This is a genomic window from Janthinobacterium silvisoli, from assembly GCF_014200725.1.
In the GTDB taxonomy this organism is placed as follows: domain Bacteria; phylum Pseudomonadota; class Gammaproteobacteria; order Burkholderiales; family Burkholderiaceae_D; genus Janthinobacterium.
Genome location: NZ_JACHCL010000005.1, coordinates 167,906 through 181,423, shown reverse-complemented (window position 1 = coordinate 181,423; position 13,518 = coordinate 167,906). Strand labels below are relative to the sequence as shown.

Sequence of the window (13,518 nt, the reverse complement as noted above, 5' to 3'; positions counted from 1 at the left end):
TTGCCCTTGAACGATGCCTGAACTAGCGCTCTTTATTGTTATTTTGTTTCGTTTTCATACGGCAAGATTGATGGGATCGGGCATTATAACAAACTCCGCAAACCTACTACCATTTTGAGATCTACTGTCAAATTTTATGGAAATCAACACCACCGCATCGCCTGCCAAGGCTAACGCCACTCAACCGGCGCTTGCGCTGTCGGACAGAGTACAAGAAGCCCTCGCGATTACCAAGCGTGGCGTCGACGAACTCTTGATCGAAAGCGAATTTGCGCAAAAATTAGCCCGTTCCGAACAGACTGGCGTGCCTTTGCGCATCAAACTGGGCCTGGACCCAACCGCACCCGATTTGCACCTGGGCCATACCGTGGTACTGAACAAGATGCGCCAGTTGCAAAACCTCGGCCATCAAGTCATTTTCCTGATCGGCGATTTCACGTCGATGATCGGCGACCCATCGGGCCGCAACGTCACGCGTCCACCGTTGACAAAAGAACAGATCGAGATTAACGCGATGACGTACTTTGCGCAAGCATCTTTGGTACTGGACGCGAGCAAGACGGAAATTCGCTATAACTCGGAATGGTGTGATCCGCTGGGCGCGCGCGGCATCATCCAGCTCGCTTCGCACTACACGGTGGCGCGCATGATCGAGCGCGACGACTTCACCAAGCGTTTCCAGGGGGGCGTGCCGATTTCCGTGCATGAATTCCTGTACCCGCTGATGCAAGGCTACGATTCGGTGGCCCTGAAGTCGGACCTGGAACTGGGCGGCACCGACCAGAAGTTCAACCTGCTGGTGGGCCGCGAACTGCAAAAGCAGTACGGCCAGGAACAGCAGTGCATCCTGACCATGCCGCTGCTCGAAGGCCTGGACGGCGTCGAGAAAATGTCGAAGTCGAAGAATAACTACATCGGCATCACGGAACCTGGCAACACCATGTTCGCCAAGCTGATGAGTATTTCCGACGTCATGATGTGGCGCTACTACGAGCTGCTGTCGTGGCGCTCGATCGCCGAACTGGCGCAGCTGAAACGCGAAGTGGAAGAAGGGCGCAACCCGCGCGATGCGAAAGTGGCTCTGGCGCAAGAAATCGTTGCCCGCTTCCACTCGCAGCAAGCGGCCGAAGATGCGCTGGCCGACTTCGTCAACCGCTCGAAAGGCGGTATCCCTGACGACGTGCCGGAAGTGAGCCTGGCTGGCGGTCCGCTGGCGATTGCGCAATTGCTGAAACAGTCTGGCCTGTGCCCATCCGTCTCGGAGGCGGCGCGCATGATCGATCAGGGCGGCGTGCGCATCGACGGCACCGTCATCAGCGACAAGGCATTGAAAGTCGAGACTGGCGTATTCGTGCTGCAAGTTGGCAAGCGCAAGTTTGCTCGCGTCACTTTGACGGCATGATCGCGCTGCTGCAAAGAGTCACCCAGGCAAAGGTGGTGGTCGATGGCGCCACCATCGGCGCCATCGATGCCGGCTTGATGGTGCTGCTGTGCGCGGAGCGGGGCGATACGGAAAGAGACGCCGACGCCCTGCTGACCAAGCTGCTGGCCTACCGCGTATTTTCCGACGACGCCGGCAAGATGAACCTCAGCGTGACGGACGTGGCTGGCGGCTTGCTGCTGGTGCCCCAGTTCACCCTGGCGGCCGACACCAAGTCCGGTTCGCGGCCATCGTTCACGCCAGCAGCTGCCCCGCAAGATGGCTTGCGTCTGTTTGAACATGTCGTGCGCCAGGCGCGCAGCCGTCATGCGACAGTGCAGACCGGACAGTTTGGTGCCGATATGCAAGTGTCGCTGACAAACGACGGCCCTGTCACCTTTTGGCTGCAGGTGAGCGGCAAATAAAGCGGTGCTAAAAAATACAATAATAAAGGGAGATGGGCAGATGAAATTGTGGAGCGAAACATTCCGTGATGGCGGCCTGATGCCCGCCGAGTGCGCGTTTGCCGAGATCGATCCGGTCAATCGCGTACGCCTGGCGGGCAACCGTAATCCGCATCTGGCCTGGGATGACGTGCCGAACGGCACCGAATCGCTGGCCCTGTTCTGCCTGGACCCTGATGCGCCGCAAGAGACTAGCCTGGCCAACCGTGCCGACAGCATGCTGCCCTTGACAGCGCCACGCGGCGATTTTTTTCACTGGAGCCTGCTCGATATTCCTTCTGCAATGGGTGCTCTCGATGCCGGGAAGTTTTCCAGCGGCGTCACGGCGCGCGGCAAGCAGGCGGCCACGGTCGGCTGGCTCGATGGCAGCGGCCCGTACCAGTTGCGTCAGGGTATCAACGATTACACCTTATGGTTTAGCGGCGACCCGGCCATGGCGGGCGACTATCATGGCTACGATGGCCCTTGTCCGCCGTGGAATGACGAGCGTTTGCACCACTACATCTTTCGCCTGTATGCGCTCGATGTGCCGCAACTGGCCTTGCCTGAACGCTTCACGGCGCGCGATGCGCACGACGCCATCTATGGCCATATCATCGATGAAGCGCAGCTGATCGCCGCTTATTCCCTGAATCCCGCCGTGGCCTCTACCCTCAAAAAATAAGACTTCATGACCACCACGATTTTATTGATACGCCATGGCGAAACGGCCTGGAATGCGGAACGCCGCCTGCAGGGCCATATCGACATCGCCCTCAATCCTGCGGGCCTGGCACAAGCGGCCGCGCTGGGCCAGGCGCTGGCAGACGAGCCATTGACGGCCGTGATCGCCAGCGACTTGTCGCGCGCGCAGCAAACGGCGCAAGCCATTGCCGGCTTGCAAGATCTGCCCGTACAGACGGATGCGCTGCTGCGCGAACGCTGTTATGGCGCTTTTGAAGGCTTGCTGTATGCCGATATCGCCGCGCGCTACCCGCATGAATATGCACAATGGCAGGCGCGCCAGATCGATGCCGTGATGCCATCGGGCGAGCGCCAGGCCGAGAGCTTTCGCCAGTTCTATGCGCGCAGCACGGGCGCCATCGCCGAGTGGGCTAGCCGCTATGCGGGCCAGACCATCGCCATCGTGGCCCACGGTGGCGTGCTCGAATGCGCGTACCGGGCAGCGGTCGGCATGTCGCTCGACAGCCCGCGCGACTTCCAGGTAAAAAATGCCAGCGTGAACCGTTTTTCATTTGCCGATGGCCAATTGCATCTGCTGCAGTGGGGCGATGTGGAGCATTTGCAAACGCCCGCGATGGACGAGCTGGGCTAAGGTTGGCAGGCGACTATTTTGCTGCTTTGCACAAGACGTTTTCCGCCCAGACGCACTGTGCCATGAAAAATAGTGCTTATTATTTAGGCAGATAATCGGTTAAAATAGCAGGTTCCTCCGTCCCCTTCAGGTTCCCTCAGTGCAAATCGGCCCTCACATTCTGCGTAACAACGTTTTCGTCGCTCCCATGGCGGGCGTGACGGATCGGCCATTCCGCCAGTTGTGCAAGCAGCTGGGCGCAGGGTATGCCGTGTCGGAAATGGCGGCGTCGAATCCGCGTCTATGGGCGACGGAAAAAAGTTCGCGCCGCACCGACCACGATGGTGAGATGGAGCCGAAAGCCGTGCAGATCGCCGGTGCCGATCCGCAAGACCTGGCCGATTGCGCCAGGTTCAATGTGGACCGTGGCGCACAGATCATCGATATCAACATGGGTTGCCCGGTGAAAAAGGTCTGCAACAGCTGGTGCGGTTCGGCCTTGTTGCAAAACGAAAGCCTGGTGGAAAAGATTTTGCACGAGGTGGTCAATGCCGTCGATGTGCCCGTCACCTTGAAATTTCGCACGGGCTGGAACCGTGAAAACAAGAATGCCCTGAAAATTGCCCGTATCGCCGAGCAGGCTGGCATCCAGATGCTGACCCTGCATGGCCGCACGCGGGCCGATGGCTACAAGGGCGACGCCGAGTACGAAACTATTGCCGCCGTGAAAGCATCGGTGGGTATCCCGGTGGTCGCCAACGGCGACATCACCAGCCCGCAAAAGGCCCGTTATGTGCTGGACCAGACGGGGGCGGACGCCGTCATGATAGGCCGCGCAGCGCAGGGCCGGCCGTGGATTTGCCGCGAAATCGACCATTTCTTGCGCACCGGCACTTTGTTGCCGGCGCCGTATGTGGATGAAGTGCGCACCCTGATGGATGAGCATTTGCGCGCCCATTATGCGTTTTATGGTGAATTCCTCGGCGTGCGCACGGCGCGCAAGCATATCGGCTGGTATGTGAAAGACCTGGAAGGCGGTGAAGAGTTCCGGCAGCAAATGAATTTGCTGGAGTCGACGGACGCGCAGTTGCTGGCCGTCGATCAATTTTTTGAGTCGCAATGGAAATTTGGCGAACGGTTACAATACCGCCTCTCCGAAGTTGGCGATAGCGGTTTGATAGAAGCAGCCGCAGCAGCAGTATAAGAAGACAAGACAAGAAGATAAGACAGAACCAGGGCGAACGCCTCGCGTTACGCGGATGATGACGTCATGATTGACAGCATCACGACAAATTAATTAGCCGGTTGAACAGCAAAATGAGCAAAGAAAGCATTCAGGAAGTCGTACAGAAAAGTCTAGAAGATTACTTCAATGACCTGGGCGAACAGCAAGCATCGAATATCTACGACATGGTCGTGTTGACCGTGGAAAAGCCCATCCTGGAAGTCGTGATGACACGCGCCGATGGCAACCAGTCGCATGCCGCGCAAATGCTGGGCATTAACCGCAATACCTTGCGCAAGAAATTGCAGGAGCACGGTTTGCTGTAATGCTGGCTTGCAAGTGACGCCAAGATTTGAATCCGCCGCAGTGGCCTGAAGGGGTCCTGCGCATTCGCCAAGAACACTTAACCACCTAGCCTCAGCCATGATCAAACAAGCTCTCATCTCCGTTTCCGACAAGACCGGCGTCCTCGATTTTGCGCGCGCCCTGTCTACCCTCGGCGTCAACATCCTGTCGACTGGCGGCACCGCCAAATTGTTGGCAGACAACGGTGTTCCCGTGACGGAAGTCGCCGACTACACGGGTTTCCCCGAGATGCTCGATGGCCGCGTAAAAACCCTGCACCCGAAAGTGCATGGCGGTATCCTGGCGCGCCGCGATTTCCCTGAGCATATGTCGAAACTGGTCGAGCACGACATGCCGACCATCGACATGGTGGTGGTCAACCTGTACCCGTTCCAGGCCACGGTGGCCAAGGATAGCTGCACCCTGGAAGACGCGATCGAGAACATCGATATTGGCGGCCCGACCATGCTGCGTTCGGCAGCCAAGAACCACAAGGACGTGGTCGTGATCTGCGATCCATCGGACTACGACGTCGTGCTGGCAGAAATCAAGGCCGCTGACGGTGCAGTTGGAACGGTCAGCTATGACACCCGTTTCATGCTGGCGAAAAAAGTCTTTGCGCACACGGCGCAATACGATGGCGCCATCACCAATTACCTGACCAGCCTGGGCCCGACCAAGGTACACGCCGAGCGTGGCGCCTACCCGCAAACCCTGAACGTGGCATTTGAAAAAGTGCAAGACATGCGTTACGGTGAAAACCCGCACCAGAGCGCCGCCTTCTACCGCGACCTGGTCACGACCGAAGGCGCGCTGGCCAATTACCGCCAGTTGCAAGGCAAGGAATTGTCGTACAACAATATCGCTGACGCCGATGCAGCCTGGGAATGCGTGAAGAGCCTGGGCGGTTTCGAGCAAAGCGCCGCCTGCGTGATCGTCAAGCACGCCAACCCATGCGGCGTAGCCCTGGGCAAGAATGCAGCAGAAGCCTATGCACGCGCCCTGCAAACGGACCCGACCTCGGCCTTTGGCGGCATCATCGCTTTCAATACCGAACTCGACGGCGCCACCGCCGGCGAGATCGCCAAGCTGTTCGTGGAAGTGCTGATCGCGCCATCTTTCTCGGCCGAAGCGAAACAGATCCTGTCGAGCAAGCAAAACGTGCGCATGCTGGAAATCCCGCTCGGCGCCGGCGTCAATGCGATGGACTTCAAGCGTGTCGGCGGCGGTTTGCTGGTGCAGGCGCCGGATGCTAAAAACGTTGCCATCGGCGACTTGCGCGTGGTGACCAAGCTGCAACCGACACAACAGCAATTGCAAGACCTGATGTTTGCCTGGAAAGTGGCGAAATTCGTCAAATCGAACGCCATCGTCTTCTGCGGCAATAACATGACCTTGGGCGTGGGCGCTGGCCAGATGAGCCGTATCGATTCGGCCCGCATCGCTTCGATCAAGGCGCAAAACGCCGGCTTGTCGCTGGCCGGTTCGGTGGTGGCGTCGGACGCCTTCTTCCCGTTCCGCGACGGCCTCGACGTTGTCGTTGATGCGGGCGCGACCTGCGTCATCCACCCGGGTGGCTCGATGCGCGACCAGGAAGTGATCGATGCAGCGGACGAGCGCGGCGTGGTGATGTTGCTCACGGGTACGCGTCACTTCCGCCATTAATAAATGCCGGGGTCAGACCCGACGGGACTCGGCGTCCCCGTCTGACCCCAGGCGAGCGCTAACTTTACGGCAGGCACCGGTTTCCACCGGTGCCTGCCGTATTCATTATAGAATCTGGCGATGATTATTCTCGGCATCGATCCTGGCCTGCGCACCACGGGCTTCGGGGTCATCGAAAAACTCGGCAACAAGCTGCGCTATATCGCGTCGGGTACCGTCAAGACGGCGTCCGAGGGCGAATTGCCGCCACGCCTGAAGATCATCCTGCAGGGCGTGGGCGAAATTGTGCGCACCTATCAACCCGATTGCGCCGCCATCGAAAAAGTCTTCGTCAACGTTAATCCCCAATCGACCTTGCTGCTGGGCCAGGCGCGTGGCGCCGCCATCTGCGCGCTGGTCCATGCGGATTTGCCGGTGGCCGAATACACGGCGCTGCAAGTAAAGCAAGCCGTCACGGGCCATGGCAAGGCGGCCAAGGAACAAGTCCAGGATATGGTTTCCCGGCTGCTGACACTGCCAGGCTTGCCCGGCAGCGATGCGGCCGATGCGCTGGGCGTGGCCATCTGTCATGCCAACAGCGTCGATACCTTGGCCATGCTGAGTACGGTGGCGCCGCAATTGCAGGGATTGCGCATGAAGCGTGGCCGCCTGGTCGGTTAAAGTAACATTACTCATAATTATTTAGGAACACACGATGATAGGCCGTCTCTCCGGTACTTTGCTTGAAAAAAATCCGCCACAATTGCTGGTCGATTGCCAGGGTGTCGGCTATGAAGTCGATGTGCCGATGAGCACGTTTTACAATCTGCCCCATGTGGGTGAAAAAGTGGTCTTGTTCACGCACCAGGCCATCCGCGAAGATGCGCATTTGCTGTTCGGCTTTGGCAATGCCGCCGAACGGGCCGTGTTCCGCCAGTTGATCAAGATCACGGGCGTGGGCGCGCGCATGGCCTTGTCTATCCTGTCCGGCATGACGATCGCCGACCTGGCGCAGGCGATTACCTTGCAAGACTCGGGCCGCCTGGTGAGAGTGCCCGGCATCGGCAAGAAGACGGCTGAGCGTTTGCTGCTGGAACTGAAGGGCAAGATCGGTGCGGATCTGGGCCCGCTGGGTGCGCATGCTGCGCCCGATGCGCACTCGGATATCCTGAACGCCTTGTTGGCGCTCGGTTACTCGGAGAAGGAAGCGCTGGCAGCCGTGAAAAACATGCCAGCCGGCACCGGTGTCTCGGACGGCATCAAACTGGCGCTGAAAGCGCTGTCGAAAGGCTAGGGCGAGCATGAGCATCCAGACTGATATTTTCACGGAACAGCGCATCATCGATGCCGCGCCTATTTCGCATAACGAAGAGGCGATCGAACGGGCCTTGCGGCCCAAGCAGCTCGATGAGTACGTGGGGCAGGAAAAAATCCGCGACCAGCTGGAAATTTTTATTACGGCGGCGCGCCAGCGCAAGGAAGCGCTCGACCATACCTTGCTGTTTGGTCCGCCTGGCCTGGGCAAGACGACCCTGGCCCACATCATTGCGCGCGAAATGGGCGTCAACCTGCGCCAGACATCCGGCCCCGTGCTGGAGCGTCCCGGTGATCTGGCGGCTATTTTGACCAATCTGGAAGCGAACGATGTGCTGTTCATCGATGAAATCCACCGTCTGTCACCGGTGGTCGAAGAGATTCTGTATCCGGCGCTGGAGGATTATCAGATCGATATCATGATCGGCGAAGGCCCGGCCGCCCGTTCCGTGAAACTCGATTTGCAGCCGTTTACATTAGTGGGCGCCACCACGCGCGCCGGCATGCTGACCAATCCGCTGCGCGACCGTTTCGGCATCGTCGCGCGCCTGGAGTTTTATAACACCAGCGAGCTGACCAAGATCGTCAGCCGCAGCGCGGCGCTGTTAAAGGCGCCGATCGATGCGGAAGGCGCGCATGAAGTGGCCCGGCGCGCGCGCGGCACGCCCCGTATCGCCAACCGCCTGCTGCGCCGCGTGCGCGATTTCGCCGAAGTAAAAAGTAATGGCGAGATCACCAAGCTGGTGGCCGACCGCGCACTGGCCATGCTCGACGTCGATTCCGTCGGTTTCGACGTGATGGACCGCAAGCTGCTGGAAGCCGTGCTGTTCAAGTTTGGCGGCGGCCCGGTCGGCATCGGCAACCTGGCGGCAGCCATCGGCGAAGCAGCCGACACCATCGAAGACGTGCTGGAACCGTATCTGATACAGCAAGGTTTCTTGCAGCGCACGCCGCGTGGCAGGGTCGCCACGCCAGCTGCTTATCAACACTTTGGCGTGGCCGCACCGCGCATCGGCCCGAACGGCGAAGCGTGGGAAGTGTGATGCCCGAGGCGAGCCTGGAGGGCATGCCGGCTATGCAGATATGGGTCGACGCCGACGCCTGTCCCGTCGTCATCAAGGAGATCCTGTACCGCGTGGCCGACCGTCTGGAACTGTCCGTGACCCTGGTGGCGAACCAGGGCTTGCGCGTGCCGCCGTCGCGCTTTATCCGCACGGTGCAAGTACCGTCCGGCGCAGACGTGGCGGACCAGGAAATCGTGCGCCTGCTCAATCCCGGCGACCTGGTGGTCACCGGCGATATTCCGCTGGCGTCCGATGTATTGAAGAAGGGTGGTTTTGCCCTGAACCCGCGTGGCGAGTTTTATACCGAGGACAATATCGCCCAGCAATTGACCATGCGCGCCTTCATGGAAGAGCTGCGCAGCGGCGGCGTCGATACGGGTGGGCCGGCCGCGTTCAGCCAGTCGGACCGGCAAAGTTTTGCCAATAGCCTGGATAGGCATTTAAGCAAGCACCACCGCAAGCTGGCGTAATCGCCAGGGGAAAAAAAACCGGCGCAAGCCGGTTTTTTCATGCATGGTTCGATTTAGTTCGCAACCTTACGCGTCCCCACCACTTCCACCGTCACACGGCGGTTCGCGGCGCGGCCGGCGCTGCTGCTATTGTCGGCCACCGGCTGCGTCTTGCCCTTGCCTTCCGTATAGACGCGGCTGCCATCCACGCCCTGCATCACCAGATACGCCTTGACGGCATTGGCGCGGCGCAGCGACAGGCCCTGGTTATAGGCGTCTGAACCGACGGCATCCGTGTGGCCCACTGTAACGATGACTTCCAGATCCATGCCTTGCAGCTGGCCCAGTAGCTTGTCCAGCGCCAGCTTGCCTTGCGGCTTGATGATTGACTGGTCGAAATCGAACAGGGCTTCGGAGGCAAAACTGACTTTTTCCGATACGGGGGCCGGCGCCGGCTTGGCCACGATGACTGGCGCCGGCATGACGACAGGGGCTGGCGCCGCTTCCTGTGGCGGCGGCTGGTAGGCCGGCGTGGCGCTGGCCGGGCGGCCCAGCTTGTAGACCAGGCTGACCGAATACAGGTCGACATCGCCGCGGTTGCCGACGGCGTCGTTCAGGCGATAACGCTCGACTTCACCGCGCAAGGCCAGCGCTTCGCTGAATTTGTATTCCAGGCCCAGGCCCAGCTTGGCATTGAGCTTGCGCTCGCCCGCTTGCGTATTCGCCGATCCCAGCAGGCGATTGCCGCCGAACTCGGTATTTGTCTTGCTGTAATGCATGCCGACCCGGCCCAGCAGGGACAAACGCTGGGACAGCGGCAACTGGCCCAGCAAGTCCAGGTTCACGCCGCGAAAGCCCGCTTCACCGTTCAGCGCGCCGTTGCCGCTGGTGGTCGACTTGAAGTCGAACTTGCCCAGATCAAAATAGCCCGCTTCCACGGCCAGGTATTGGTTCAGCTGTCGGCCGACAAACAGTTTATAGCCGGTATCGCGCTGGTCCTTACTGAAACCTGTCACCGTTTCGCCATTCGCGGCCAGGCTGGCGCGCAGCCGTGGCTCGTCGATGGTGGCGCGCGACTGGCCCACGCCCGCGCCGATGTACCAGGCGCTGTTGGCCCAGTCCGGGTTGATAAAGGTGTTGTCCTGCGCTTGCGCCGCTTGCGCTGCCAGCAGCGCGCCGGTCATCACGCCCAGGGCGCCCAGTGTTTTTGCGATCGTCATAGTCATCCCGTTTATTTGGTGATCTGGTTGTTGCGCAGGGTAACGGCGGCAGCCGTCAGCACGCGGCCGTTGAGCAAAGTGGTGTTGTCGCCCACCGTGATGGCAGCGGACTGGCCCAGGATATTGCCTTTGAAGACACTGTTCGCGGCCAGGGTGGTCGGGCCGACAGGCAGCCAGGTAAGGTTGTCGGCAGTGGCGCCGTTGTTCAGGGCGACAACCGAGTTGACGGTCGAGTTCAGGGTCAATGCCGTGCGGAAGATATACACGCCAGGACCGTTGAGCGTCACCGTACCGGTGATGCTGATCGCGCCAGCATAGCAATACACGCCTGGGCCAAAGGTCAAGCCACCGAGGTCAACGCCGCCGGCAAAGCTGACGTCGCAGTTGCGGCTGTTGCCATCGGTAATCGCCGCTTGCAGGTCGGTCATGGCGCCGGCCAGGATCGCGCCTGATTTGTAGTTATTGAAGCCGGCTGCCTGGGTCGGGTCGACCGTTTGCGAAGGGGAGCCGACATCGCCGGTGATGAGGGTGGTGCCGCCCGAGTTATTCGTGATCGAAGTTCCTGCCAGCACGCCGAAGGACGCCGCGCGGCCGAGATCGATGGGATTAAGCACGGGCGGGATGGCGGCAGCGGTCACGGTCAGCAGCGCACTGCCAGAATGGCCACCCGCCGTGGCGGTGATGGTGCTGGTGCCGGCCGCCACACCGGTGGCGATACCCGTGTTCAGTACGGTGGCGTTGGCGATGCTGCCCGAGCTCCAGGTGGAAGTGCTCGTGATGATGGCGTTCGAGTTGTCCGAATAGGTAGCCGTGGCGATGAATTGCTGCACGCCGCCGACGGCGATGCTGGCGTTTGCCGGCGTGACGGCGATGCTGACCAGAGTAGCGGCAGGCACGGTCACGGTGGTGCTGGCCTGCATGCCGTTGAAGCTGGCGGTGACCAGGCTATTGCCGGCAGTCACGCCGGTGACCAGGCCGCTGCCGGCGACGCTGGCCGAGGCCGGGGTGGCGGAAACGAAGCTGCTGCCAGCGGTCACGTCCGCGGTGCTACTGTCTGAATAGGTGGCGACCACGGCCAGCTGGCGTGTCGCAGCAATCAGTACGGTCGGGTTTTGCGGCGTGACGGCAATCGACACCAGTACTGCCGGCGGTGGTGGCACTATCGCCGTGACGGTCAGTACGGCGCTGGCTGACAGGCCGCCCGAGGTGGCAGTGATATTGGCCACGCCGGCAGTGACGCCGGTGGCGGCGCCTGTATTGAGCACGGTCGCCTTGGCCGGTGCGGTACTGGTCCACAGGGCGCCGGCGGTGACGTTGGCAGTCGAGTTATCCGAATAGGCGGCGGTAGCGACGAATTGCTGCTGGGCGCCGACGGCGACGCTGGCCGTGGCTGGCGTGACGGCGATGCCAATGATGGTGGCGGCAGGCACGGTGACGGTGGTGTTGGCCGTCTTGCCGCCGAAGCTGGCCGTCATGACGCTATTGCCGGCGGCGACGCCGGTGACCAGGCCATTCGCGCCGATCTTGGCCGAGGCGGCGTTGGCCGTGCTGTAGGTGCTGGTGGCGCTGACGTCCGGCGTGGTGCCGTCCGAATAGGTGGCGATCACGGTCAACTGGCGCGTTGCAGCGATCAGTACGGTCGGATTTTGTGGTGTGACGGCAATCGACAGCAACACGGCTGGCGTGACGGTCAGCACGGTGCTGGCGCTCAAGGTGCCGGTGGTGGCGGTGATCTGTGTGGCGCCGGCCACTTTGCCCAGTGCCAGGCCGCCTGCGGCGATGTTTGCCGTGGCCGGCGTGGCCGAGGCAAAGGTGGAGACCGCCGTGACGTCATGCGTGCTGCTGTCGCTGAACGTGCCGGTAACGGTAAATTGCTGCGTGCCACCGATGGCGACCGATGGCGCAAGTGGCGAGATGGCGATGGCCTTCAGTACGGCTGGCGACACGGTCAGTTGCGCCGTGGCGCTCTTGCCGCCGAAGGTGGCGCTGACGGCCGAGCCGCCAGCCGCAATGCCGGTGCCCAGGCCGGTGCCGGAATTGACGCTGGCGCTGGCCGGCGTGGCAGAGGTCCAGGCGGCTTTCGCACTGACGTCTTGCGACGAACCGTCGCTGTAGGTGGCGATGGCAGAAAATTGCTGGCCGGCGCCGATGGCGACGGTGGCCGTGGCTGGCGTGACCGCCAGGCTGGAAAGGGTCGCGCCCGGCAAGCCGAGAATGGGTGCGCGGCCCTGGTCGCCGCCACCGCCGCAGCCGGCGAGGGTGGCCATGGCCAATAAACCTGCCGAGACGAGCAGCGGGGTCAGATAGCGCTTGAAGATGTTCATGTGTTTCCTTTGTGCATAGGCAAAACCTTGCCGGGCATCCGGGGATGAGGTCATCCGCCAGAGCCATGTCGCCCTTCGCTACGGGGCGATGGACTGGCATGCACTATTTCATTTAGGAAATCCTGGGTATGTGCGGTGGCGCGCACAGCCTTGGGCAATATGAAAATATTTTCAAAGGAAACTATTTCGGTCTGGAAAACAACGAATGGCGGGGGAGGCGCGTAAAAAAGCCGGCGCAGCGGCCGGCTTCGTCATGGCAGGAGCGAAGGACTTACTCTTCGCGCACCCAGGTTTGCGAACGGCCAAACATCGGCACGCCCACGTAGCCGCGCACTTGCAGCTTGCTGCCGCCGTCCGTCAGCTCGGCCTTGCTCTTGTAGACCTTGCCATTGGCCGGGTCCATGATTTCACCGCCGGACCATTCCTTGCCGTCTTTTTTCAAGCCCGTCAGGATCGTCAGGCCGACGATGGGCTGATCCTTGTTGGCGCCCGTGCACTTGTCGCACTTGGGATTTTGATCTTCTTCCGGAGTCCGGAACAGCTTTTCGATCTTGCCTTGCAAGACGCCATTGCTTTCGGTGATGACGATCAGCGACTTCGGCTTGCCGCTGGCGTCGTCGATGGTTTTCCAGGTGCCCACGGGGCTGGTGTTGTCACCGGCTGCGGCGGCCGTGCCGGCGATGGCCAGGGCGGTCACCAATACAGTTGTTTTCAATAAGTTACGCATCGCTAGTCTCCTGTTGGTTTTTCTTGAT

The 13,518-nt window shown here is 60.8% G+C and carries 14 protein-coding genes; 11 read left to right on the top strand and 3 right to left on the bottom strand.

Annotated features, from left to right (window positions below):
* Positions 1-136: 136 nt before the first annotated feature.
* From tyrS to HDE75_RS21165, 11 genes are all read left to right on the top strand, one after another.
* Complete coding sequence (gene tyrS / locus HDE75_RS21215; RefSeq protein ID WP_183680201.1) at positions 137-1,402, top strand: tyrosine--tRNA ligase; 1,266 nt, start codon at positions 137-139, stop codon at positions 1,400-1,402.
* Complete coding sequence (gene dtd / locus HDE75_RS21210; RefSeq protein WP_183680199.1) at positions 1,399-1,845, top strand: D-aminoacyl-tRNA deacylase; 447 nt, start codon at positions 1,399-1,401, stop codon at positions 1,843-1,845. Before tyrS ends, dtd begins: the two co-directional genes overlap by 4 nt.
* 40 nt (positions 1,846-1,885) lie before the next feature.
* Positions 1,886-2,548 carry a YbhB/YbcL family Raf kinase inhibitor-like protein gene (locus tag HDE75_RS21205; protein ID WP_183680197.1) on the top strand — a complete coding sequence of 221 codons (663 nt, stop codon included), beginning with the start codon at positions 1,886-1,888 and terminating at the stop codon, positions 2,546-2,548.
* 6 nt (positions 2,549-2,554) lie between these two features.
* Entirely contained in the window at positions 2,555-3,199 is a 645-nt protein-coding gene (locus HDE75_RS21200) for a histidine phosphatase family protein (RefSeq protein WP_183680195.1), read from the top strand.
* Positions 3,200-3,338: 139 nt separating this feature from the next.
* The gene (gene dusB / locus HDE75_RS21195) at positions 3,339-4,382 is read left to right on the top strand and encodes a tRNA dihydrouridine synthase DusB (protein WP_183680193.1); all 1,044 of its coding nucleotides are present in this window, start codon (positions 3,339-3,341) and stop codon (positions 4,380-4,382) included.
* Between the two features lie 113 nt (positions 4,383-4,495).
* Positions 4,496-4,729 (top strand): helix-turn-helix domain-containing protein, encoded by a 234-nt coding sequence (locus tag HDE75_RS21190; RefSeq protein WP_008445162.1) that lies wholly within the window; start codon positions 4,496-4,498, stop codon positions 4,727-4,729.
* A 97-nt stretch (positions 4,730-4,826) separates the two neighbouring features.
* A complete protein-coding gene (gene purH, locus HDE75_RS21185; RefSeq protein WP_183680191.1) occupies positions 4,827-6,413 on the top strand; it encodes a bifunctional phosphoribosylaminoimidazolecarboxamide formyltransferase/IMP cyclohydrolase in 1,587 nt (528 codons plus the stop codon).
* Between the two features lie 120 nt (positions 6,414-6,533).
* Positions 6,534-7,073, top strand: a complete 540-nt coding sequence (gene ruvC / locus HDE75_RS21180; RefSeq protein WP_183680189.1) for a crossover junction endodeoxyribonuclease RuvC — start codon at positions 6,534-6,536, stop codon at positions 7,071-7,073.
* A 34-nt stretch (positions 7,074-7,107) separates the two neighbouring features.
* On the top strand, positions 7,108-7,686 hold the full coding sequence (gene ruvA / locus HDE75_RS21175; RefSeq protein ID WP_183680187.1) for a Holliday junction branch migration protein RuvA: 579 nt from the start codon (positions 7,108-7,110) through the stop codon (positions 7,684-7,686).
* Positions 7,687-7,693: 7 nt separating this feature from the next.
* Complete coding sequence (ruvB, locus tag HDE75_RS21170; RefSeq protein WP_183680186.1) at positions 7,694-8,749, top strand: Holliday junction branch migration DNA helicase RuvB; 1,056 nt, start codon at positions 7,694-7,696, stop codon at positions 8,747-8,749.
* Positions 8,750-8,781: 32 nt separating this feature from the next.
* Positions 8,782-9,240: a YaiI/YqxD family protein gene (locus HDE75_RS21165; RefSeq protein ID WP_183680387.1), complete on the top strand. Its 459-nt coding sequence runs from the start codon at positions 8,782-8,784 to the stop codon at positions 9,238-9,240.
* Positions 9,241-9,293: 53 nt separating this feature from the next.
* On the opposite strand, the gene HDE75_RS21160 is transcribed toward HDE75_RS21165, so the two are convergent.
* The 3 genes from HDE75_RS21160 to HDE75_RS21150 all read right to left on the bottom strand — a co-directional run bounded on the left by HDE75_RS21160 (position 9,294) and on the right by HDE75_RS21150 (position 13,490).
* On the bottom strand, positions 9,294-10,439 hold the full coding sequence (locus HDE75_RS21160; protein ID WP_183680183.1) for an OmpA family protein: 1,146 nt from the start codon (positions 10,437-10,439) through the stop codon (positions 9,294-9,296).
* An 11-nt stretch (positions 10,440-10,450) separates the two neighbouring features.
* The gene (locus HDE75_RS21155) at positions 10,451-12,763 is read right to left on the bottom strand and encodes a beta strand repeat-containing protein (protein ID WP_183680181.1); all 2,313 of its coding nucleotides are present in this window, start codon (positions 12,761-12,763) and stop codon (positions 10,451-10,453) included.
* A gap of 271 nt (positions 12,764-13,034) precedes the next feature.
* The gene (locus HDE75_RS21150) at positions 13,035-13,490 is read right to left on the bottom strand and encodes a DUF2147 domain-containing protein (protein ID WP_183680179.1); all 456 of its coding nucleotides are present in this window, start codon (positions 13,488-13,490) and stop codon (positions 13,035-13,037) included.
* Positions 13,491-13,518 lie beyond the last annotated feature (28 nt).